Source organism: Synergistetes bacterium HGW-Synergistetes-1 (genome assembly GCA_002839185.1).
Classification (GTDB): Bacteria; Synergistota; Synergistia; order Synergistales; family Synergistaceae; genus Caenicola.
Genome location: PGXO01000010.1, coordinates 75,768 through 98,108 on the forward strand (window position 1 = coordinate 75,768; position 22,341 = coordinate 98,108).

Genomic DNA, 22,341 nt, shown 5'->3' on the forward strand with positions numbered 1-22,341 from the left:
AAAATGTTGAGGACCCCCGGTGTGCAGTCCGGGAGCCCTCTGGGAGGAACGGATGATCTATTGTTTCTGTTCTCTAGAATTCATACTGCCAGGATAGTATAAACTTGCGTTCGGGGTTGATATATCCCTGATCGTCAAGTACAAATTCCCTGTCAAAAATGTTGGTGCAGGAAAGGACCAGTTTGTGCGATCCCTCTTTCCATGAGACAGAAGCGTTCATCAGGAAGATGCCGTCATCCTTGTAGACACCACCGTCAATGTTCCTGTCTCCGTAAAAATGGGCGTTGAGCTCCCCGGCCCATGGGCCCTTCGCGTAGTTCAGTCTCCCCATTAGGTCCAGCCTCGGCATATTCGATCTTGTCCATTCATCTGTGCCCTCTGTCTTCTCTTCGGCGTCGGTCCAGGATATGCCCTGTGTGTAGCTCCAGTTTTCGTGGAAGTTGAACTTCATCTCCGCCTCTATGCCCCATGCCCTGTACTGATCAAGGTTTACGTACTGTCCTATCCATGTTGTGGAGTCCGATTCGTACTTGATCTTATCCTCCATATCCATGTAGAAAATGCCTAAGCTCCAGGGGTTGAGGGCCTTTTCGTCCTTCACGCCGATGTCATAAGTCCAGCCTTTTTCCGGCTTGAGGTCTGGGTTTGGTGTTCCATAATTCCTGTCCGGCATAAATATCTGGTAAAAACTGGGCATAGCGAAAAAGCGTCCAGCGGTGAGATACCAGATCTTGCCTGACGGACTCTCCCAGTTGAGCGAAAGCCTCGGTATAAGTTCGCTTACCGTTTCCCCCCCATCAACGCTCCAGTGCTCATATCTGAGTCCTATGTCGAGTCCTGCTTCTCCGATGGGCACTGAAACTTCCAGATAGGGTGAAAAGCCATCCCTTTTCAAGTCGTATGGGGTGTCTTTGGTTTCTCCCCAGGCGGAATCAGAGAGGCCCTTGTACTCAGACTGTTCCCTGCGCCACTCAAAGCCCCAGACACCGGTCATGCCGAAAATCTCCTGCTTGCGGTTGAACATTATCCCCATTGAACTGTCTTTGTAGTCGTAGCTGCTGATGTAAAGCGGATCTGAGTAGAATGAATAATCCTTCTCATTTTCGTTGTAATATATTTTGCCTGAGTTCACATCATCGGCATAGGTTATGGCAAAACGCCGGTATTTGTTCTCCTGAGTATTTTTATAAACAGTCGAGAGATCATAGTTGTATGAATTTTCCCAGTCTGAATCGAAATCACCCCATGCCCCGGAAAATGCCCAGCTTCCCTTTTCTATTCCAAAGACGAAATCATTGCCGCGGTAGTCGGTGGCTTTGTCATAGGTTCCATCCGGCCTCTTTCTTATGTTTATCTCAGAAGTTTCCTGGGTTTTGGTATATCCGACTGTGACTTTGACATCGTCGCTCAACACTGCCGTACCCCTTACAGACCCCCGGAACCATCCGTGGTTTCCTCCTTCAAGAAGCAGGCTTCCGCCGGACTTTTCCATCCCTTTTTTAGTGATTATATTTATTACTCCGCCCGCTGCGTTGGATCCGTAAACAGCCGAGCTGGCGCCCTTTACAACTTCTATTCTCTCAATGGACTCAAGCGGTACTGTCCTGAGGTCAAATGGAGAACCCATCGATACCCCGGTGCCGTAGCTCGAAGTCCTGAAGGGGATACCGTCTACAAGGAGAAGGACTTCAGTGGTAAGCCCTCTTACAATAACGCTTTTGTCAAGAGCTGAGGCTGAACTGTTCCTCAGTCCGTTAACTCCGGGCACCCTGTCAAGGACTTCCTGTGTGCTCCTTGCCCCGCTCATCTCAATTTCTTCCTTTGTTATGACGTAAGCCGGAGCGGGGACTTCACGGATGTCTTCAGCAAGACGTGAACCGGTCACCTCTACTCTTGCCACCTCTTGCACTTCTTCTTTTTTGTCCTCGCTGACGACATCTCCGCTTGTAACACCTGTTCCTGTCCCAGCAAAAGCGGATGCGGAAAAAACCAACAGAAAGACGATCATTGGAATAACTATGCTATTTTTGATCTTATAAAACACTATCAACACTCCTTAAATATAAAACTATGCTATGAGATCTTCCGAATAATAGTGTCCCTGTTTGTTCCGTTATTCCTCACTCCTTAAAAAACCCTGTAAAAAAAGAGGGACTCCCTGATATCGGGCGTCCCTCTGTGACAAACATATTTCGTATCCTCAGGCAGGTATGCCCGTAAGGATACAGTTTGCCGCCTCTCGCCCGCGCGATGATCAACAATCTGGTTTTTCAGCAGGTCTCCTGGCTCCCGTTCATCCTACTCCCGTGCCTTCCCATCCTCAGACAGTGGCTTAATACGGTTTCGTCGCGGTCACAGTAGCGGGGCTGCTCCGGCATCTGACCGGATTCCCTTGACTGAAATTCCAATGACGTTATTTTATTGTCACTAAGTTTTACCTCATGCACCCAAGGTTGTCAAGAAGAGACTTTTAACACATATCATGGAACCTGGAAAGGACCATTGAAACAACAAGTATTGTTTTTTAAGTATTGACGTATGCTAATTCTGGTGATAAAGTTTTCCAACGGTTAGCAATTGCTAACCGTTGGACATAAATCCATCATTTGGAGGGATAGTAATGCCCCTAACTTTTTTGCCACCAGGAATGGAAGGATGCGTTAAGAAAATAACAGGGAAAGACAGCGTTCGCTGTTTACTTGAAAGCTTAGGATTCGTAGCTGGCGGAAAGGTTCGTATGATATCTTCTTCCGGAGACAATGTCATACTGGGCATTAGAGGCTCGCGAATCGCAATCAGCAGAAGACTGGCAGATCGAATACATATATAGCAAAACTGGAGGAGTGTACATGAGGACGCTTAAAGAGGTTACCTGCGGAGAAACAGTTTCTGTAGCAAAAATCAACGGCACCGGGGCTTTGAAACGTAGAATAATGGACATGGGTATAACAAAGGGAACAAAACTGTTTGTGCGAAAAGTCGCTCCTTTGGGAGACCCTGTTGAAATCAGGGTCCGCGGTTATGAACTTTCTCTGAGGAAAGGAGACACCGAAAGTATAGAAGTTGAATAAATTCATTTGCTAAGGTTATATTAGAAATCAAACACATCGGAGTTCAATCAGGCTCCTATTTTTTAACGAATATAAGTTAGCTGCAGCTAACTAACGGAGGAATACTTATGAAATTAAAAATTGCTTTGATCGGAAACCCAAATTGCGGGAAAACCACTATGTATAATGCAATTACAGGAAGTACGCAATACGTGGGAAATTGGCCGGGTGTAACGGTAGAAAAAAAAGAAGGGTTGATAAAGGGGCATAAAGACGCCCTGCTTGTAGACCTCCCTGGAATATATTCTCTATCTCCATACTCCCTGGAAGAGAGAATAACCCGTGATTATCTGAGTGACGGCAAACCCGATGCTGTTATCAACATTGTTGACTCGACCAATATCGAACGTGGCCTGTATCTTACAACACAGCTCCTTGAAATGGACATCCCGGTGCTGGTGGCGCTTAATATGACAGATGCCGCAGATAAAGCCGGAATAAGTATCAATGAAAAGGTTCTGTCTCAAAAACTTGGCTGCCGCGCTATCAAATGTTCTGCTTCCGATGGAACCGGACTTGGCGAGGTTTTAAGCAACGCAGTCGACATTGCGGTCAAAAAGGAGAAACCGGAACAAAAAATAAGGTTCGGAGATGAAATTGAAACTGCGCTTCAGTGGATTTCCTCAATAGCCACTCAATTTTCAGCAGAGCATCCATCTCGCTGGGTTTCTGTAAACCTTTTCAGCAGGGATGCTGTCCTCAAAGAACATCTTTCAATAGATAACGACAGCCTTTTATCCATAGACAAGCTGATAAAAGCCTGTGAAGAAAAGTCGGACGATGATTCCGAAAGCATAATAGCGAATGAGCGTTACTTATTCATAGACCGAGTGCTCTCTAAAGCCCTCACAGACAGCAACTCAAGCAATGTTTCACATTCGGACCGAATCGACTCGATTGTTACCAACCGCTTTCTTGGTCTCCCGATTTTCTTCCTGATAATGTGGGGCGTCTATTACATTTCTATCCAGACTCTGGGGGATATGACTATAGGGTGGACCGAAACATTTTTCGGTGATTGGATAGGAGGCACGTTGTCAGGCTGGCTTGAGGCGGCACACACTGCCGAGTGGCTGCAGGGTCTTGTGGTTGACGGCATTGTCGGCGGGGTAGGCGCTGTTATGGGGTTTGTCCCTCAGCTTATGATCCTTTTCTTCTTCATATCCTTCCTTGAGGATTGCGGTTACATGGCCCGTGTGGCTTTTATCATGGACAGGCTGTTCCGTCAATTCGGGCTCTCAGGAAAATCCTTTATCCCCATGCTTGTGGGCACAGGCTGCTCCGTTCCAGGGATAATGGCCTGCAGAACCATCGAAAATGACGTTGACCGCAAATTGACAATAATACTTACTCCATTTATTCCATGCGGAGCCAAGCTGCCTGTCTTCGCGCTTTTTGCAGCCGTTTTCTTCCCTGAGCAGTCATGGGTCGCCCCATCCATGTACATGATCGGAATAGGCATGGTGATCCTTTCAGGGATCGTTCTGAAGAAGACGTCTCTCTTTGCAGGAGACCCTGCCCCTTTTGTGATGGAACTCCCTGCTTATAGAATGCCACGGATCAAAGGTGTTGCAATACACATGTGGGAACGGGCAAAAGCATTCATGATCAAGGCCGGAACAATTATTTTTGCAGCCGCCGGATTGATTTGGTTTCTTCAGGCATTCAATTGGTCTCTCGAAATGGTCGATGCAGGAGAAAGTATCTTGGCCTCCATAGGAGGGGTAATAGCACCAATATTCGTTCCGCTTGGCTTCGGTACATGGCAGTCATCGATGGCTGTGGTGACCGGGTTTCTTGCAAAGGAAGTCGTTGTTGCGACCTACGGAGTTCTTTTCGGTCTCGGGGAGGTTGCCGAGGACAACCCGGGGCTCATAGCAAATATATCGAATATGTTCACTCCTGTAAGCGCATATGCGTTTATGGTATTCACACTCCTTGCATCGCCCTGTTTCGCTGCTCTTGGAGCAATAAGAAGTGAAATGAAATCATGGAAATGGACTTTCTTCGCGATGGCGTGGCAGACCGGGCTGGCTTACCTCCTGGCGCTTGCCATATACCAAATAGGAAGCAGGATAACTGCTTAAACTGAGAAGGGACGTGCAGTATAAATGACAACTTACGTTATTGGAGCAATGGTTTTCGCCGCAATGGGATATGCATTATACAGAGTGATCAGGAACAGCGTTTCAGGGAAATGCACCTGCGGATGCAGCGGCAACTGTCCAGGATGCAATTCAGCAAAATCAGGCCATATAAAATAACGACAGCCAGGCAGCGCTGTACCTCCTTACAGCTACCGCAGAAAAGATAAAGGCTCTCCTTCCTCCGCTCCGGGGGCAATAACCACCCCCCGGAGCTCTCTTAATCCAACAGGCAAAAGATATAAGCGTCATAACGCTTAGCCCCTTATATTCTTCATCGCTCTCAAAGAACGTGCATAGTCATCTTCAAAAACTTCGATCGTCATTATCCTTTCTTCTCCACCTGACATCATATCTGTCACGGACTCAAAAAGATCAGGATCAAAGTACGAAAGATCCCTGTGGTCTGTCCCATCGGGCATCACACCGTGAATATGAAGCACTCTTACGTCATCTGCAAAACTCCCGGCAATTTCAAGCACAGGACGTCCGTATTTGACGAGGTGTCCCAAATCCAGGCAAATAGATGTACCTACGGCATTTGCAAGATGTTTGACATACCATGGATCATAATCCAACGTTTCAATGCATACTTTCCTTTTGTCGCTGACCGCTTCCGCGATCATTCCTGCCGAACTGATACTCTTTTTAAGCCACTTTTCTATATCAGCACTGGGGGAATTTCCCCTCTTTTCGCCGACGACATGCAATATCCAGGCAAAGGGATCAAGCGGGGCAAAGAGACTGATCGTCCTCAGACACATATCTTCCCTCTCACGCCTCTCCAGATCAGAGCAGGATACAAATATTTCTGAGGGAAAGTGCACTGTACAGGACATATCCAGTTCGCTGCACAGATCCCTCATGATCAGGACTTCTTCTTTGTCTGGCATGTTTGAATATTCGGGAATATCGAAAAGCACTATCTCCATATCGCTCACATCGGGGGAAAGGCACCTCATATTATCGGCAAATGTACCTGGAGTCACCCAAGAAGTCCCTCCAAAGCGCAGCCCCGGCAGTTCAAGAGCTCTTTTTATCACTGATACTCACCATTCTTCAAGTCAAAAATACTTTTTGAGACTCCCTGCGGCAAAAAAGATCAGGAAAACGGCAAGATTTAATACCACGATGCTCGCTCCAACAGGGATATCAAGGGAATACGAGAGGACAATACCAATAAAGAAACATATTGTCGAGACAATGCCAGAACAGATCACCACACCCTTAAAGCTTGAGTAGAGTCTCATGGCGGTAAGGGCGGGAAAAACTATAAGGCTCGAGATAAGGAGGGTCCCCATTATTCGCATTCCGACAACTATTGTAACGGCAGTCAGCACAGCTATGAGGGTGTTGTAAAAACCGACGTTTACGCCTGTTGCCCTCGCAAAATCCTCATCGAAGGTAACTGTGAATATCACATTGTAAAGGACTGCAAAGAGCAACAGCACAGCAACAGAAAGTCCCATGCCAAGATAGACATCTTGGTCGTCCATTGCAAGTATGCTGCCAAACATATAGTTATATATGTCAATACTCATCCCTTTTGTTAATGATGTAGCTATGATTCCTATCGCAAGGGCTGAACTTGATATCACTGCTATAGCAGCATCTCCCTTGATTCTTAGATTATCTCTCATTTTCAGGAGCAGTATTGCAGCGGTTATTACGACAGGCACAGAAACAAGGAGAGGTGCCATGTTGAAGGCCACGGCAATGCAGAGTGCCCCAAAAGCAACGTGACCAAGCCCGTCTCCTATCATCGAATATCGTTTGAGGACCAGACTCACACCAAGCAGCGACGCACAAAGCGATACCATCAGGCCTACCGCGACCGCCCTGACGATAAAATCATAAGCCAAGAGTTCACTTAGAATATTTAGCATTTTCGCCTGAAAACCTCTTGCCTGTTTCGGATCTCAGATATTCATCCGCACTGCCAAAAAAAAATATATTTGTGCCAAGGTGGAGGATTTTATCGGCATTTTCTTTAGCTGCCTCAATATCATGGGAAACCATGATTATTGTCAGCCCCTCTTCATTCAGTTTTCTGAGCAGGGAGTAGAATTCGGAACTTATGAGCGGATCAAGGCCAGCGGCAGGCTCATCAAGGACCAGCATGGTTTTCGCGGAACAGAGGGCACGTGCCAGAAGCACACGCTGCTGCTGGCCTCCCGAAAGCTCCCGGAAGGAACGTTTCCTTATACTCGCTATCTCAAGTAATTCCATGCTGTAAACGGCCAGTTTTTTGTCTTTCGATGCATAAAAGGGGAAGATTCCACTCGAAGCAAGGCAGCCTGAGAGCACCACTTCATCCACCCTGGCAGGAAAGTCCTTCTGTACCTCTGTCTGCTGAGGCAGGTATCCGATCTCGCTTTTTTTGATGCCTCCGTTCAGCCTGATCATGCCGGAAGAAAGCTCCGTAAGGCCGAGGATAGCCTTTATCAGAGTGCTTTTTCCTGAGCCGTTTTCTCCAACAACTGCAAGGTACTCACCCTTTTCAATTCGGAAGGAGACGTTTTTTAACGCGGGGACACCATCATACTCCACTGATACGTTTTCAGCCTCGAGAACTGTCATTTAAGCCCCTCTTTGAGGTTTGCCAGATTTTTTCTCATAATAGAAAGATATGTACTTCCCTTTTTTAGATCCTCTGAAGAAAGATTATGGCACGAATTCAAAGAGAGCAGGTGTGTTCCTGTTTCCACACTGATCATTTTTGCCATCTTAGGAGCTACCATCTCCCCATAAAATACAATCGGTATTTTTTCTTTTTTTACCTCACTGATGATTTCAGTAATTCTTTTCACTCCCGGATCCGCCTGCGCTGAGCAAACGTCTATCGCAGAAAGAGACTCCAATCCATAACGTTTAAGGAAATATGCGAAAGCATTACTGCCGCCAAATACAATTTTTTTTCTTTTCCCTGAGGCAACAGCATCCCTGAACTCACCATCAAGTTTTTGGAGTTCTGACTTGAACTCCTTTGCATTCTTTCGGAAATATTCTGCATCGGCCGGATAGGCGGCACACAAGGCGGAAAGTATATTGTCCGTCATGACTGCCGCATTGTTGGGGTCTGTCCATATGTGCGGATCAAGGACATGGTGATGTGTTTCGGCGTGATCTTCGTCTTCATGCCTGATCAGTTTTATTCCCTTTGAGACATCCACTGTTACTATCTTTTCCCCTTTTACGGATGAAATTATCTTTTCTGCCCAATGTTCCATGTGTCTGCCTGTGTAGACGAACATATCCGCTTTGCTGATATTAATGATGTCAGATGGAGATGGTTCATAAGTATGGCTTTCCGCTCCGGGAGGCAGAAGAAGCTGCACATCCGCTCTATCCCTTACTATCTGTTTCGTAAAATCATATTGGGGAAAGAGTGTCGCTATGATCCTGGGTTTTTCCTGCGTTTTGCTTTCAGCCTGACTGCGGACAGGATATTCCATTAACAAAAACGATAACGCTGACAAGGCCAGTAAGCCTGTCAGCAGCATATATTTTTTATTTTTCATCTATATCCTTCTTTCTGCACTCTGAACATATGCCGTAAAAGACCGTCTTGAACCTGTTCAGGTCAAACTTATGATGCTCGCTGAAATGAGCGGAGATCTGATCAAGGAAGCTGCAGTCAAGGTGGAAGAGCTTCCCGCATCGCTCACACTTCATGTGGTAATGCAGCGATTCTTTTCCGGAAGGCTCAGCATACTGGTAACAGGCGCTCGCACCATCAACAGAAGAGTACTTTATGAGGAATCCCTCTTTCTCAAGCCTCTCAAAATGCCTGTATATCGTAGCCTTTCCGACAGGGTGACCTTCATGAATGAGAGCAAGGTGAACGTCGTCGGCAGTTATGTGCCTGTCGCTGTTCCTCTCTATCACAGCCAGAATAAGTTTGCGCTGGTTTGTGTTGTATCGGACCTCGGTCATATAAATCACACCATTCTAAAACTGAGAATCAGTTTCATATTGACATGATTATAGCACTACAATAATGATGAAGCTACGACGAGTTCGGTCGCAATGGTGAAAAGGCTGTAAGAGCTGGAGGAAAGTGTACCCACCTGGGGAATCGATTGGGAGTCGATAGGGAATCAATTGTTAGTAGCTAAGACCCGGGAACAACGTCAAGGGCAAGTGACAGTATCAAGACCTGGATCCACGCTGAGACGCGGACCAAGATGACGAAGAGAAAAGCATAAGCAATGGGGTTAAGTCAAAATTACAACTGGTATGCAATTGATTCCCAACCGATTCCCAATAGACTCCCCCGCAGGACCGCGTCCTGCGCCACACCATCTACTTAAGCCTAAAAGTCACTGGTACTCTTACACGTACTGTTCCGTTATTTTTGAAGAGCCACTGTCTGACTGCGCGCAGGGCGCTTTCGTCAAGTCTTTGGAAGCCGCTTGAACTCTCGATCTCTGCGTTAACGACTCTACCGTCTGTCACAGTTGCTATTATTTTTACTGTTCCCTCTTCTTTACGTTTTCTTGAAAAAGAGGAGTAGTCCGGCAGGACTTTTTTTACGACTTCGAGGGTATCCAGTTCGACGACCCTTTCCGGCCGAGCCTGATGAGGCAACGCCGGAAGGTTATCTGTAAGGACTGCATCGTTCGTTGCATTTACAGGAGTCCCCGCCTCGCTGTCTGCGGTCCCTGCAACTGCCTGAACTTCCTGCACGGGAGCCTTCTCAGGCGTCGTTTTTACTGCCTTTACAGGTTCTGCTTTTTTTTGAGGCTGTTTTTTGGTGACAGTCTCCTTTTTGGGGACGGCCTTCTTCTCAGCCGGCACCTCTTCCCTTATCGGGACCGGTGCTGGAGCGATTTTTTTCTCGGCCATTGCCAGGCGGACTCTCATGATCGGCTTTATCTCCGGCTTCACAGCGGCACCGGGCATCAGCAGCACAAATGCGGCATGCGCTGTAATGCTCAATGTGAGCGCTATGACCCAGAAAAACCTCTCACGGGACTCGTTCATTTTCAGTTTTCGCCCTCCATTAGAAGACCTGCTGAAGTTATCCCTGATTTTCGGAGTATGGAGAGTACTTCTGCAACTGTTCCGTAGGGAGCGTTTTTATCCCCGGCAATGAGTATTTCCCGCCCTCCGGCAGCTTTGGCAAGTTCGGGGAGTTCATCTTTCGAGACCTTGACCCCGTTCCAGAATATCGCGCCGTCCTTTTCCACAGTAAGGGTGAGGGCGCTCTTCATGTCTGAAGTCTCACCCTCTCCCGAAGGAAGATCAATATCCAGTTTGCCCTGAATGAATGTTGCGGTCAGGACAAAAAAGATTATCAGCATAAAGAGTACGTCTATGAGAGGTGTAACATCTACGTCTGCAAAACGCCTTGATTTACGCCTTCGCACTTTCCCCACCATGACTTGTGAAGTGTTCCCTTATAAGGTAGTCGGCGCCCCTGTTGAGCGTTTCCTCCTCGCTGTCTATGCGGGAGAGCAGGAGTCCGTGGGCGAATATCACAGGTATCGCAACTGTCAGTCCCGCGACAGTCGTAAAGAGAGCTTTCCAGATGCCTCCCGTAACAGTCGCAGCGTTTATCTGGCCGCCGAGATGCAGGGACTGGAACATCTCGACCATCCCAAGCACTGTTCCGAGAAGTCCGAGCAACGGGGCTGTCTTCCCGACTATCTCAAGGATGAATAGGTGTTTTTCCCATCGGTAGACCTCACGGCGGACCTGCTGCTCGACAAGTAGCTTCATGTCCTCCCTTCCAACGCCCCAATGGGCGAAGGCCGCGAAGAAAAGCCTGTGGAGAGAACTCTGTGATGACCTGACCACTTTTCTTGCCTCGCCGATGTTGTTCTCAGATACTGCTTTGCCAAAGGCCTCCTCAAGCGCCTCCGGGTTTGTGGAAGCGCTCTTGAAAAAAAGCAGCCTCTCTACCACGACCGCCAGTGCTATGACAGAAAGCGCCGCGATCACCCACATTATTATTCCGCCCGATCTCATGTATTCAAGCAATTATGATCTCTCCCGTCTTTTCACATCAGATGATCAGAAATTACGTTTAGCCCTTACAAGAAGCCACAGGAAAAATATGGATCCTATGCACGAAGTAAGGACACCGACAGGAACTTCCGCCGGAGCCCAGAGCATCCTGGCCGCCGTGTCACACAGCACAAGAAATGCGCCTCCGAAGAGCAGGGATGCCACCGCAAGCTTTCTGTGGTCAGTTCCTACAAATTTTCTGCATATATGAGGCCCCAGAAGTCCGACAAATCCTATCGGGCCGCATGTTGCGACATTTATGCCAATAACTATCGATACAGAGAAGAAAAGAAGCCTCCTTAGCTTAACCACCGAGACTCCACGGCTTGCCGCTATGTCTTCGCCGCAGACAAAAAGGTTCAGCTCAGGCGCTGTTATAAAGGCTATCGCGAAGATGACTGCCAGTGCAGGCAGTGTGGCAAATACAGGAGCAAACCCCACAGCCTGTATGCCTCCCATGGACCATCTCATCATTCTGAAAGTATCGATGTAACCGCCCGTGAACTGGATCATCATGTTAAGACTCCCAAAAAGGAAACTCATCGCAACTCCGGCAAGGAGCAGTGTCGCTTCAGACATGCCGCCCCGTCTTAGGTTGCCTGCGGCATATATTGCAAACGTTGCAGCCAGAGCACCTACAAATGCAGCCAGCGAGAGTCCCGATACTGCGTTAAAAAGCGAAAAGACTATACCTGTCCTTATGTATACGACAGCTCCAAACGCAGCTCCTGTTGATACCCCGAGCATATCCGGAGAGGCCAGCGGGTTTCTGAAAAGGGCCTGGAAGATCAGGCCGCAGAGGGCCAGAGTTGAACCCGTTATCCATCCAAGCAGGACACGCGGAACCCTCAGGTCCCACATTATCCGCATGATATTCTCGTCTCCGCCGCCCAAAAGATCGGAGATGCTTATCTGCTGCATACCAATAAAGGGCGCCACAGCAACTACCGCGAGCGAAAAGATAAAGAGAAGGGGCATGGACATGCGCTTCACCTTACAAACCCCCTCGGTGCTACATAGGGCATAAGCTGTCCCTCTGAACGGAAGCCTTCAAATTCCGTCTCGAATATCTCCGACAAGAGGTCTTTTTCAAGAAGCTCCCCGCTGTGGCCTTGCCAGACCATATTGCCGCGTTTTATGGCAAGTATCTCGTCCGCTCCATGGAGGGCAAGATTTATATCATGTGTCACCAGGAGGATCGTCATCCCCTGGTCCCTGTTGACCCTCTCGATAAGTTCCAGGGTCTCGACCTGATGCCTGTAATCAAGGAAGCTCGTGGGCTCATCCAGAAAAAGTATGTCCGTGCTCTGTGCCAGGGCAGCCGCAATAAGGGCCTTCTGGCGTTCTCCTCCGCTGAGGCTGTTTAGCTGACGGTCTGCAATGTTCGTTACCCCTGCCGTTTCAAGGGATCTGTCTATTATCGCCCTGTCCTCGACAGTCTCGCCTCCGATCGCCTTCTGCCACGGATAACGTGACATAAGCGCAAACTCCCTGACCGTAAAGGGAAGCGAATCAGAGCCTGTCTGATGCACCCAGGCTATCCTCCTGGCAAGCAACCTTTCAGACAGGGAGGACAGCGGATCACCTTCAAGCGAGACCCGGCCCGTAAAGTTTTTATAAAGGCAGCCGATGCATTTGAGAAGTGAACTCTTTCCCGCGCCGTTGGGACCTATTATGCCAAGGTATCTGCCTTTTCCGAGGGAAAAGGAGATGTCTTCAAGTATGGAAGCTCCTCCCAGTTCAAGCGAGAGCCCTTCAACATGTAGAAAATCTGATCCGTTCACCATTTGACCTCCGGATGGATCGCTTTTGCGAATGCCTTCAATATCATGCCCGACCTGGCACCCGGTCTCAGATAGACGGTACCCTGCATTATATATATCCGTCCCTTGTTGACCGCATCCACCTTGGCGCTTCTCTGCCACTGGCCCTTAAGGTATTTTTCATTGAAGATCGTATCCACGTCGATTTTGTCTTTTGAATGATAAAAAGTCTTGTCTCCGACAAGGTCTATGATGACGTTCGGGTTTATTGTCATCAGCCCTTCAAGCGAGACTTGCGGGTAGGATATTTTTTTCTCTGCTACCGCGTTTTCTCCTCCGGCCAGTGCGATCATCTCTCCGTAGAAATTGTTGTTGCCCGCAACGTAGAAGCTGTTGATCTGGCGCTCGGAAAGCTCCCTTGATACACAGAGAAGTACTTTGGGTTTATCCAGCCCCTTGACCTTCGACGTCACCAGTTTTACGTCCGCACGTATCCCGGAGACAAGTTTTTGCGCCTTGGCCTGCGCCGAGCAAATTTTTCCCAGCCTGGTTATGGAATCGCATATCTCATCTATGGTGTTCTGCTTCATCACGATGTAGGGTATCTTAAGCCTGTCCAGCTGGGGGGTAAACTGCATATGCATGTCCTGAAGAAGGAGCAGATCGGTCTTCATGGACATGAGCATTTCAAAGTTTAAGGCTGCGAAATCGCCCATCTTCGGCTTTTTCGTCGCTTCAGGCGGATAATCGCAGAAATTTGTCACTCCGATTATGCTGTCTCCCTGCCCAAGGGCAAAGAGGATCTCCGTTCCGACAGGAGTCATTGAGATTATCCTTTTAGGAGAAGCCCATGCTGTGATCGGCAATATCAGCATAATAATAACTATCGGCAAAAAGATCTTTGACCTCTTCAAGAAAATACCTCTTTTCCATATATGGCAACAAAAAAAGGAAGCCGAACGGCTTCCTCAATAAATTTACACAATGAGGATGAACAACGCCCGCGCATAACATCCATCATCTTTTCTCGGGTCGCCTGACTTCCCCTAAAGGGTCACAGTGGCGGGGCCGCTCCGGACTCGCACCGGATTCCCCCTTAAAAGACGCTGATATTCATTTTTTTATCAATGAGCTGCGCTTCGAAAACTGGAACCGTGCATATATTTCCATTCTTGTGCCTGCATCATGTGCGCATATTCTATCATAAGAGGCAGCAATTGTTATAAATATGCATAAATAGATGTGTTAGATGTGTTTTTTCATAGGCAAGAAACATGACATTCAGCGGTACATGTTACGATTTCCCGTACAGGCTGAAAACAACGCTGAAAACCGGACATTTTCGGACAAGTGCTGGCTGTCAATGATCAGGGAAAATGTCACCTTTTAGGAGGATAACTGATCAGCAGAAATGTCATCCCTTTTATTTTTTGTATAGAACATATCAGTGTAATTGAACCAAGGAGATTTGTTCTTTTTAGAGGTGACAGCCTCAGTTTTCTTTATGTCAGTGGAATTATCCTGCGCGTGCATTTGTATTTTGCTGTCCGGAAGTTGGGTTTTAAGCAGTTCTGGTTTAATAACCAAGCCATTGAAAAGGATCTGTACCCCTATATGTTTACTGCTGGCTACGGTCAAAGTCTCGTGAGGCGATGCATATATTCTTTTATTGTCGGCATAAAAAGGCAAACGGTATTTTTGCCCCTCAAAAGAAAAAGAAAGTCCTGAATCAAGTTTTCTTGTGTAATGCTTAGCAAAGATGAACTGCAGCGCCGACATATCCTCCTTCGGTAAATAGGCCTTCAGCGGGTTAACGGCTTGGACGGCGAATTTGCGGTTGTAGTATGGAATATACAGCTTTATAAATTCATTGGCCTGTTCCACAGAGATAATTCCTTTGCGCTGCATATCTTTAGACAGCCGATCCTGTAAAGTTTCCCAGAGCCTTTCAATACAGCCTTTTGCCTGAGGAGACCCAGCAATGATAAGCAGAATATTTAGTTCTTTGAGTGCTCTGGCGAAGTTGGGTTGTTTCTCATCCTTGCCGGCCAGTTCTTCTGCAATTGTTAGTTTCTTTTTCTTTTTACTGTCGTAAGCAAATACCGTTCTGCCATCGGTATAGATTTCTCTTGGTAAATGTCCGTCCTGATTCATTTGATACATTAGTTCGCAATAGCCTTCCAAGGTCTCTTCCTTTTCAAAATGAAGAGCAAGGATTCGACCTGTGGCATCGTCAACCGCACCGTGCAGGTGCAGGTAAGAGCCATTGCCAAACCAATCGAAACTGGAAGCATCCATCTGAATCATTTCCCCCTCGCGTTCTCTGGCATCTCTTGAACGATGTTTCTTTGGCCTGCGCTTAGCTTTCGGGGAGCGGATGCCAAGTGCTTTAAGGTATCTTGAAATGCTGCTTACAGAGACAAAGATGTCATTTTCTTCAGCAAGAATGTCTGTGGCATGACAAAAATTATAGTTTGGTAAATCTGTCTGATAAATCCGGCAGATTTTATTAACAACCTCAGGATCTAATGCATTAGAAGGCTTTCTTTCTCTATTTTTATGCAGAATGCTCATGATCCCATTTGTGGATGCCTCAGCTTTTATCCGCTGTACCTGTCGCACACTGATGTCTAAACGTTCTGCCGCCTGTTTGTTTGTAAAACGGCCCGCCAACAGTTCTTCGATAATAGTTATTTTCCTGGCTTCTTGCTTGCTCATTTTTATTTTCATCCTCTCATTTTATCTTTATTAGAGGGGATGACATTTTCCCTGACGAGTTACACCATGACAATATCGCTGATCAACGGCTTGACAAACTTGGGATATAAGGTAGAATGTTTTCCCGTGAATACTGCCTTGTGCGGGTTCATTTGAGTGGTAGGATGGCCGAGTGGTCAAAGGCAACAGACTGTAAATCTGTCGGCGAGAGCCTACGCTGGTTCAAATCCAGCTCCTACCACCATTATTTTGCCCAAAATGCCCTTACCGCATTATTGGTTGCCGCCTTAGCTCAGTAGGTAGAGCACATCCATGGTAAGGATGGGGTCCCCGGTCCGAGTCCGGGAGGCGGCTCCAGCGATAATACAAGCTCCGCAGGAAAATTCCTGCGGAGCTTTTTTGTTGCACTGTTTCGGCAGTATAAAGCATGCGATGACCTTAATAAAAGGCTTACTGCATGTTGCATAATTTCGACTTCCCGTGACTCTTTCCCAAAATTCCCCGCAACACCTACAAAGTGTTGCATAAAGTTTACTTTTTGATAGAATTGAATTATTATTGTAATTGATATTGTCCGAGATCAGAATATTTTGGAATGATTCTTACAAAGGAGGCTGATTGAGATCAACATCTTTGAAAATATCAAACAGACAGATCCTGACGGAATTGAATTCTGGAGCAGCCGCAATCTGTCAAAGGCTCTTGAATATAGTGACTACCGTAATTTTGAAGAAGTAATTGAAAAAGCAAAACTAGCGTGTATAAACAGTAACCAGAAGGTCGACGATCATTTCGTTAACGTCACCGAAATGATCGAACTCGCTAAGAATGCGCAAAGACAAATAAGGTCAGTATATTTATCAAGGTTTGCATGTTACCTTATCGTTCAAAGCGCAGATCCCAGAAAAGAAGTGGTAGCACTGGGACACAGCTATTTCGCCATGCAGACCCGCCGTCAGGAAGTTGAAGATGACAGATGTTTAAAGCTGAGAGCAGAGATCAAAGAACATAATAAAGGCCTTGCATCAGCCGCAAAACAAGCCGGAGTTGTTCAGCCCATAGATTATGCGATCTTCCAAAACCACGGCTACCAAGGTCTTTATGGCGGAATGAAAAAACAGGATATCAACGAACATAAAGGTCTTAAGAAAAACCAGGATATTCTTGATCACATGGGAAGCGAAGAGCTTGCCGCCAACCTCTTCAGAGCGACTCAGACAGAAGCGAAGCTTCGCCGTGACAGAATTGATAATAAGGCTGATGCCAATAAAACACACTATGAAATCGGCAAAAAAATTCGTAAAACCATTGCTGAATTTGGTAACGAAATGCCCGAAAATTTACCGACTCCACAAGAAAACATTAAGCAGTTGGAGTCACGCAAGAAAAAAGAACTGCCTGCAGAATAAGGTAATTAGGAGATCCTTTTATATTACAACAATCTATCCTGCATGAATGATTTTCATAAACAATAGGCTTGGTTCTGCGAGAAGGGCAGGACTCGGGACACAATTTTTAGAAAGATCCTGAAAACATAATTGATAGACATTTGATCCGCGTTATCAGAAAGCGGCTTCGGGGCTGGTTCCCCTGAAGCCGCTTATTTATTAACTGTCTTTCTTCAAATCACGGAGCTCTTCTTTTATCTCCCGCAATTCCTTCAATATGTCATCTTTGTCGCTGAAACTTCCTGACCGATGGTTCTCAAACACATTCATCCTACGATTAAATGTATAAAAGAGGATCCCCATTATTATCAGAAAGAACAACGGCATCATAAACATCCCAAATGGCATTCCGCATCCGTTCCCGGCTGTTCCCCACCACATCTATACCACTCCCCGTAAAACTGTTTTTAATTTCCAGGAACAATATACCATAACATCGACATCCATCGATATGTATAAATACTTGTTTTGACACGTGTTCAAGTTATGTATATACTTGTATATACATGAGGTGATGAGAATGCTTACTACGATCAAAAAATGGGGGAACAGTCAGGGGATAAGGCTTCCTCTGGATATTCTGAGAGAAGCGAAAATTGACAAGGAAAGTGCCGTCAATATTTCTGCACAGGGAAACTGCATTGTAATAACGAAAGCTGAAACCCCAAAAAAGCGTCAGAATATAATGGAGCTTTTTGAGGGATATAAAAATGAGTACGAACCGACTGAGATCGACTGGGGTGAACCTGTAGGTAAGGAAGTATGGTAAGCCAGGGTGATATCATTATGCTTAATTTTGATCCTCATGCCGGGCACGAACAGGCAGGCTACAGGACTGCATTAGTAGTCAGCAACAACTTTTTCAACATTAAGACCAACATGGCTAGTGTATGCCCCGTAACTAACACAGACAATGAATTCCCCCTTCATATAAGGCTTGACGATAGGACCCAAACCACCGGAGTCATACTTTGCGAACATGTCAAATCACTCGACATAAACAGAAGACACTTCAGGATCGTTGAGAAGCTGCCCCAGGATATTCTGCAGAGGGTCGTCGACGTTATCTGTTCAGAGATCGAGATACTGTGATTATCACTATTGGGCTAGACTTTCATCATGCCGCCTTCTACTGCTGAGGCGGCCAGTTTTGCATATATGCCCAGGATACCTTTCAGTTCCTTCTGGGGGGGGTCTTTTCCAGTCTTTAAGGCGGGCTTCCAGTTCCTCGGGTGAAAGATCGACATCCAGCTTTTTCTTTTCGACATCTATGGTGATGATGTCTCCGTCCCTGACAGCGGCTATGGGACCGATTGAAATATAGGAATTTTAATGATTCCTGTTTTTTTTGACAGCTACGGTTAATCTGCATTTATATTTATTGCCCCTCACTCAGCTGAGGGGCAATATTGAAAGGAGGACAACTTATAGCAGGGGACAGTTTTTCTAGCAGAATATTTTCTGCACATAGGATGACGTAGAGGCAGAAAGCATTGCAGGGTAATCAGGGCGGAATCTCAAGGTGTCTCCCGCTTTATATTTTTTAGGACAATCTTCCAGATCCACAAGGAGGTGGTCGCTTGAAGCAGTGATGATCTCCACACCCTCATCAAGCGGCAAGAGCCCTTCTATCCTGATATCCTGCCTGCCTATTGCAAGAACTCCGCGCAGCCTGTTGCCTCTATCAAGAAATATCGGAACGTTTCCTGAGAAGTCCATCCCGATTTCTCCTATCGGAAGGGTTGGTTTTACGCGAACTTCACACAATTCTGCCACAATTTCCATGGTATCCTGGCTGAGCATGGTAAATGGGAAATTTTCAGAGGAATCAGTGCCTAAAAGTATCGATTCACCAAGTCTGAGGCTATTTATCCCTTCGGGAATGTTCCCCCTTATCATTTGGACAAGCGAACAGGTGCCGCCGCCGGATACTAAGTCGATAGGTCTGTTAAGCTTGTTCTCCATCTCCTTGCAGTATTCAAGAAGCCGTGTCAAATTATCATGTCCCGGCAGCGCTCCACTCGCGCAGGCAAAATTTGCACCCACCCCCGCAATATGCAGATAAGGCGAAATGTTCTTTAATTTCTCATATGATGACTCTAATTCTGTCGGCCAGAATCCTTCGCGTAAATCTCCCATGTCGATCATTATTACAATTTTATGATTCTTCTTTAGTTTGTCGCAAATACGGGACATTTCAAGGATACTGTCCAGTTCAGAAACCAGAGAATAATCACAAAACTTGACTGTGTCTTCGATCTCAGAGGGCATAGGTATCCTTATCAGGGCATATTCACCTTGTATCCCCTCCTCTTTCATCTTTACGATGTTAGATATCCTGCTGTCTGCGAGTATCTGAAATCCAGCTTTTTTGAAGGCCAGCGCGATCTCCGGATGAGCACTCATTCCTTTTGTTACGGCCCACAGCGAGATACCGTGCATGGAGCACTCTTTGATCAGAATTTGTCCGTTATTAACGATCTTGTCTGTTTGTATTTTCATTATTGGGTATCGCAAGGTGGGAGTCCTCCTAATATGGGCTATTATCCGATATTGATATAAGGTCCTCAATGACACCGTAGGCTGTGTCAAGAAGATCAGGGCGATCCTGGATCAGAGTGTTCGTGTGCATAAGGTCTGATTCAAAGCGTATTGCGGCTCCAAAGTGAGATATCAGAGCCATTACATCGTCTTTGTTAACCTCTTCCACTTTTACACTGGCCGTTATTTTTCCATCAACATTATGAGCACGGCACATCAGCTTTAGCCTTTTCCCACGCTTTAAGGCATCCTGGCACATTTCGGGCGTGATTTGGGAGATTCCTTTACGTTCCACATCATAGGGAGTAATATGCGCATCCATAAGTACATTGGCAAATGCTGCGGTCTTTGCGGCAGGGTCCCATCCGTCCGTATCCATTGTTGGGTCTGCTTCAGCAATCCCAGCTAACTGAGCCTGTTTTACTCCCTCTTCAAAAGTGCCGCCATTTTCCATGTACGATAGTATGTAGTTCGTCGTTCCGTTCAGGATACCGGAGAATCCTTTAATAGTGGATCCCTTCATGCAGCGCCGGACGAGGTTGAAAACTGGCGCCCCATCCATTACAGCAGATTCAAACAAATACTTAACGCCCTTTTCGTCCGCCAGCTTCTTCAACTTATGGTAATTGAAAGCAACCGGTCCTTTGTTTGCAGATACTACAGACTTACCGCGTTCAAGTGCGGCATGGATGTATGAAGAAGCAGGCTCTCCGTGTTCGCTGATCGATAGTGCCGATAGCTCAACAAGAACGTCGTAGTCAAGTATCTGCGCCGCTTCAAGCGGTGTGAGGAAAGAGAGTTGCTCGTCTTCACAAACCAATGTATTTTTTTCTTTTAGGCTGCGTAAAACGGATCTCAGATCAAGCCCGTTGGTATTTTCGACACCGCCATGACGCTGAGTAAAAACACCGATCACAGTAGGAGCCAGGTCAAGCTTAGGGTAAAGCTCTTTTTCTGTTAAAATTCGCGCCGTCTCTTTTGCAACATTTCCAAATCCAATAAATAAAATTCTCATTATATCTACTCCCATATTTTCTTGTGCAATAAAGGCTGCGTACGACTTTTAAGTCGCCCGCAGCCAGCTAGTGTTAGAGTTCCAGATATGCTATTTTTTGAGCCTTACATTGGGCTCTGCAGGCAGGCCAAAGAGAGGGATAAATCTGTCTAATCCTGTAAATGTCAGGATATATATCGAAAGCACGGTGATGATCGCCATGAAATTATAGTAGAGATCTCCGACCGTGAAAGTATAGAGAGGATAGACAGCGGCTGCAAGTCCCATATAGTACGCAACACCCGTATGCCATGGGATCAAAGCTGCGGTGTGCACGCCCACCGCGTCGGAAAAGAGCGCATTCCTGTTGCGAAGTATATATTTATCTTCCTCTGAACCCTCTACATTATCGTCTACTATACCTTTGATTACTGGTCCCACTGTAGCCATCTGCGACATCTCTTCGTTAAGAGTCGCATTTATGATAAGGCAGAGAAGCCCATTGCAGACCAAAAGATGACGCACACGTTTGCTTATTTTGACAAAGAACGCCGCAACAGGGCCAAATGCATCCATTCTTCGCATTACGGCCCCAAAACCCATGGCCCAGAAGAGCATTATGACAGCCCAACTTCCCGCATCTTCAAAACCTGACTGGACCAATCCAATTACGTCTTTCAGCGAAGTTACAGTTCCTGCAAGAAAACCGAATAGGATTGCAAGGACAATGCCCGATGATAGGCATGAGATAGTATCCATTTTCATTATAGCCATCGTTATTACTATTATTACAGGAATTACCATGTACAACGGCACACCTTCTGCAACCTGATCCAGCAGAGTCAAAACAGCCGGACGCTCTTCCTGAAGGATAGCTATTGTTTTCTCGGACATGGTGGCAAGTATCTGTGACGGGTCTCCGACTGTTTCCGGAAGCCCCATTGAAATGCTTACTGCGTAAAAACAAATTGCAGACAAAATAACACATATAGCTGACCATGGTGCCTGAGTCCTTACCCTGTCAACAACCTTTATGCCTTGCAGCCCCGAACTCAATATCGTTGTATCTGAAATCAACCCAATATTATCACCGAAGGCAGAACCTCCGACACAAGCCGCAAAAGTCAGCGCCGGATTTCCTCCGACTACATTACACAACCACATAAAAATAGGAATACAAGCTGCGAATGTCCCCCATGATGTTCCTGTAGATACGGACAGAGCACAAGTGGTCAGGAAAGCAACCACTGCAACCGTTTTCCCCGTAACCCCAATGTTGATAAAGATCGATATAGCTGCTGCCCCGACACCTGTCGACATAAAAATTTCGGCAAGTGCATAGGCCAACATAAGTATAAAGGCCAAAAGAGTCGCTTCTTTGGCTCCCTCTACGCCTTCATTCAGCACTTCCGAGAATTTCATTTTCTCTGTAACCTTACAAATGGCTGCCGCAACAAAAAGCCCTATCGAAGCAGAGATAAGTATATCTACTCCATTCACTACCATTACTGCCAAAAGAACAACGGGCGACAATTTTAACAATGCGATCAATGTAAAACCCCCTTTAGAAAATTAAAGTGTGCCGCCTTCCGGCAGGCACACTTTTTGAAA

Annotated in this window: 24 protein-coding genes, 2 tRNA genes, 1 pseudogene and 2 riboswitches; of the genes and pseudogenes, 9 read left to right on the top strand and 18 right to left on the bottom strand. The window is 46.5% G+C overall.

The genetic code is table 11. From position 1 onward, the window contains the following. Nucleotides 1–73: 73 nt before the first annotated feature. On the bottom strand, nt 74–2,044 hold the full coding sequence (locus tag CVV54_08830; protein PKL03795.1) for a TonB-dependent receptor: 1,971 nt from the start codon (nt 2,042–2,044) through the stop codon (nt 74–76). Nucleotides 2,045–2,254: 210 nt separating this feature from the next. Then, a riboswitch (cobalamin riboswitch) is annotated at nt 2,255–2,416 on the bottom strand. A 204-nt stretch (nt 2,417–2,620) separates the two neighbouring features. Here CVV54_08830 and CVV54_08835 point away from each other — a divergent pair. The 4 genes from CVV54_08835 to CVV54_08850 all read left to right on the top strand — a co-directional run bounded on the left by CVV54_08835 (nt 2,621) and on the right by CVV54_08850 (nt 5,374). Next, nucleotides 2,621–2,830, top strand: a complete 210-nt coding sequence (locus tag CVV54_08835; protein PKL03796.1) for a ferrous iron transport protein A — start codon at nt 2,621–2,623, stop codon at nt 2,828–2,830. A 19-nt stretch (nt 2,831–2,849) separates the two neighbouring features. Continuing rightward, complete coding sequence (locus tag CVV54_08840; protein PKL03797.1) at nt 2,850–3,071, top strand: ferrous iron transport protein A; 222 nt, start codon at nt 2,850–2,852, stop codon at nt 3,069–3,071. A gap of 107 nt (nt 3,072–3,178) precedes the next feature. Then, nucleotides 3,179–5,197, top strand: coding sequence for a ferrous iron transport protein B (gene feoB / locus CVV54_08845; protein ID PKL03798.1), 2,019 nt, complete (start codon nt 3,179–3,181; stop codon nt 5,195–5,197). Between the two features lie 24 nt (nt 5,198–5,221). After that, the gene (locus tag CVV54_08850; GenBank protein PKL03799.1) at nt 5,222–5,374 is read left to right on the top strand and encodes a FeoB-associated Cys-rich membrane protein; all 153 of its coding nucleotides are present in this window, start codon (nt 5,222–5,224) and stop codon (nt 5,372–5,374) included. A gap of 137 nt (nt 5,375–5,511) precedes the next feature. Here the strand turns inward: CVV54_08850 and CVV54_08855 are convergent, their stop codons facing one another. From CVV54_08855 to CVV54_08910, 12 genes and pseudogenes are all read right to left on the bottom strand, one after another. Then, nucleotides 5,512–6,243: a hypothetical protein gene (locus tag CVV54_08855; GenBank protein PKL03800.1), complete on the bottom strand. Its 732-nt coding sequence runs from the start codon at nt 6,241–6,243 to the stop codon at nt 5,512–5,514. Nucleotides 6,244–6,318: 75 nt separating this feature from the next. Then, the gene (locus CVV54_08860) at nt 6,319–7,140 is read right to left on the bottom strand and encodes an ABC transporter (protein PKL03801.1); all 822 of its coding nucleotides are present in this window, start codon (nt 7,138–7,140) and stop codon (nt 6,319–6,321) included. Next, nucleotides 7,121–7,834 (bottom strand): ABC transporter, encoded by a 714-nt coding sequence (locus tag CVV54_08865; protein PKL03802.1) that lies wholly within the window; start codon nt 7,832–7,834, stop codon nt 7,121–7,123. The genes CVV54_08860 and CVV54_08865 overlap by 20 nt, the downstream gene beginning before the upstream one ends. Beyond that, entirely contained in the window at nt 7,831–8,775 is a 945-nt protein-coding gene (locus CVV54_08870; protein ID PKL03803.1) for an ABC transporter substrate-binding protein, read from the bottom strand. Before CVV54_08870 ends, CVV54_08865 begins: the two co-directional genes overlap by 4 nt. Next, entirely contained in the window at nt 8,765–9,190 is a 426-nt protein-coding gene (locus CVV54_08875; protein PKL03804.1) for a hypothetical protein, read from the bottom strand. Before CVV54_08875 ends, CVV54_08870 begins: the two co-directional genes overlap by 11 nt. Nucleotides 9,191–9,559: 369 nt before the next feature. Beyond that, the gene (locus CVV54_08880) at nt 9,560–10,240 is read right to left on the bottom strand and encodes a hypothetical protein (GenBank protein ID PKL03805.1); all 681 of its coding nucleotides are present in this window, start codon (nt 10,238–10,240) and stop codon (nt 9,560–9,562) included. A gap of 2 nt (nt 10,241–10,242) precedes the next feature. Continuing rightward, the gene (locus tag CVV54_08885; protein PKL03806.1) at nt 10,243–10,626 is read right to left on the bottom strand and encodes a biopolymer transporter ExbD; all 384 of its coding nucleotides are present in this window, start codon (nt 10,624–10,626) and stop codon (nt 10,243–10,245) included. Next, nucleotides 10,613–11,239, bottom strand: coding sequence for a flagellar motor protein MotA (locus tag CVV54_08890; protein PKL03807.1), 627 nt, complete (start codon nt 11,237–11,239; stop codon nt 10,613–10,615). The genes CVV54_08885 and CVV54_08890 overlap by 14 nt, the downstream gene beginning before the upstream one ends. Nucleotides 11,240–11,272: 33 nt before the next feature. Then, complete coding sequence (locus tag CVV54_08895; protein ID PKL03882.1) at nt 11,273–12,250, bottom strand: iron ABC transporter permease; 978 nt, start codon at nt 12,248–12,250, stop codon at nt 11,273–11,275. A 5-nt stretch (nt 12,251–12,255) separates the two neighbouring features. Then, on the bottom strand, nt 12,256–13,053 hold the full coding sequence (locus CVV54_08900; GenBank protein PKL03808.1) for an ABC transporter ATP-binding protein: 798 nt from the start codon (nt 13,051–13,053) through the stop codon (nt 12,256–12,258). Beyond that, entirely contained in the window at nt 13,047–13,943 is an 897-nt protein-coding gene (locus tag CVV54_08905; GenBank protein PKL03809.1) for an ABC transporter substrate-binding protein, read from the bottom strand. The genes CVV54_08900 and CVV54_08905 overlap by 7 nt, the downstream gene beginning before the upstream one ends. Nucleotides 13,944–14,037: 94 nt before the next feature. Then, nucleotides 14,038–14,191, bottom strand: a riboswitch (cobalamin riboswitch). 198 nt (nt 14,192–14,389) lie between these two features. After that, nucleotides 14,390–15,747: pseudogene (locus tag CVV54_08910) on the bottom strand (transposase). Between the two features lie 158 nt (nt 15,748–15,905). Between CVV54_08910 and CVV54_08915 the strand changes: the two are divergent. The 3 genes from CVV54_08915 (at nt 15,906) to CVV54_08925 (ending at nt 17,156) form a co-directional block, all read left to right on the top strand. Then, nucleotides 15,906–15,991: transfer RNA gene (locus CVV54_08915), tRNA-Tyr, on the top strand. A gap of 37 nt (nt 15,992–16,028) precedes the next feature. Further along, nucleotides 16,029–16,104: transfer RNA gene (locus CVV54_08920), tRNA-Thr, on the top strand. Between the two features lie 257 nt (nt 16,105–16,361). Continuing rightward, a complete protein-coding gene (locus tag CVV54_08925; GenBank protein PKL03810.1) occupies nt 16,362–17,156 on the top strand; it encodes a DNA damage-inducible protein D in 795 nt (264 codons plus the stop codon). A gap of 198 nt (nt 17,157–17,354) precedes the next feature. Here the strand turns inward: CVV54_08925 and CVV54_08930 are convergent, their stop codons facing one another. Continuing rightward, nucleotides 17,355–17,576: a hypothetical protein gene (locus CVV54_08930; protein ID PKL03811.1), complete on the bottom strand. Its 222-nt coding sequence runs from the start codon at nt 17,574–17,576 to the stop codon at nt 17,355–17,357. Between the two features lie 133 nt (nt 17,577–17,709). Between CVV54_08930 and CVV54_08935 the strand changes: the two genes are divergently transcribed. Further along, nucleotides 17,710–17,964: an AbrB/MazE/SpoVT family DNA-binding domain-containing protein gene (locus CVV54_08935; GenBank protein PKL03812.1), complete on the top strand. Its 255-nt coding sequence runs from the start codon at nt 17,710–17,712 to the stop codon at nt 17,962–17,964. After that, a complete protein-coding gene (locus CVV54_08940; protein ID PKL03813.1) occupies nt 17,958–18,287 on the top strand; it encodes a toxin MazF in 330 nt (109 codons plus the stop codon). The genes CVV54_08935 and CVV54_08940 overlap by 7 nt, the downstream gene beginning before the upstream one ends. A 6-nt stretch (nt 18,288–18,293) precedes the next feature. Here the strand turns inward: CVV54_08940 and CVV54_08945 are convergent, their stop codons facing one another. From CVV54_08945 to CVV54_08960, 4 genes are all read right to left on the bottom strand, one after another. Continuing rightward, nucleotides 18,294–18,515, bottom strand: a complete 222-nt coding sequence (locus CVV54_08945) for a hypothetical protein (GenBank protein PKL03883.1) — start codon at nt 18,513–18,515, stop codon at nt 18,294–18,296. Between the two features lie 126 nt (nt 18,516–18,641). Then, entirely contained in the window at nt 18,642–19,697 is a 1,056-nt protein-coding gene (locus tag CVV54_08950; GenBank protein ID PKL03814.1) for an alanine racemase, read from the bottom strand. Nucleotides 19,698–19,725: 28 nt separating this feature from the next. Continuing rightward, entirely contained in the window at nt 19,726–20,766 is a 1,041-nt protein-coding gene (locus CVV54_08955; protein ID PKL03815.1) for a homoserine dehydrogenase, read from the bottom strand. 75 nt (nt 20,767–20,841) lie between these two features. After that, nucleotides 20,842–22,281, bottom strand: a complete 1,440-nt coding sequence (locus tag CVV54_08960; protein ID PKL03816.1) for a sodium:proton antiporter — start codon at nt 22,279–22,281, stop codon at nt 20,842–20,844. Between the last annotated feature and the right edge of the window lie 60 nt (nt 22,282–22,341).